The organism is Brachybacterium sp. Marseille-Q7125, from assembly GCF_023062615.1.
Taxonomy (GTDB): domain Bacteria; phylum Actinomycetota; class Actinomycetes; order Actinomycetales; family Dermabacteraceae; genus Brachybacterium.
Map to the genome: position 1 here is coordinate 1 of NZ_JALLAL010000152.1, position 509 is coordinate 509.

General features: G+C 60.5%; 1 protein-coding gene. It reads left to right on the top strand.

Annotated features, from left to right (window positions below):
• On the top strand, window positions 1-509 hold a 509-nt coding region (locus MU407_RS14135; RefSeq protein ID WP_246958437.1), incomplete at both ends, for an IS3 family transposase.

Genomic DNA, 509 nt, shown 5'->3' on the forward strand with positions numbered 1-509 from the left:
GACGAGGTCCTGAAAGAGGAGATCACCGAAGTGCATCACAAGAACTTCGACGCGTTCGGGGCCAGGAAGATGCACATCGTTCTCAATCGCGAAGCAGACACCCGAGGCAGAGGTCATGTCGCCCGCTGCACGATCGAGCGATTGATGAAGGACCTTGGCCTGCACGGGATCCGCCGGGCGAAGGCACCGAACACCACTCGTTCGGCTCCTCGCGAGCACTGCCCGCAGGACCTGGTGAATCGTCACTTCTCTGCCTTCGGGCCGAACCATCTGTGGGTCGCCGATATCACCTACGTCCATACGTTCACCGGCTGGGTCTATGTCGCGTTCGTGACTGACGTGTTCAACCGCGAGATCGTGGGCTGGCGCGTTTCCCGCTCCCTGCACACCGACCTCGCGCTGGACGCCCTGAACATGGCCATCTACCTGCGCACACGAGATGGAGATGACCTGTCAGGACTGATCCATCATTCCGATCGAGGAGTCCAGTATCGAGCCATCCGCTACGG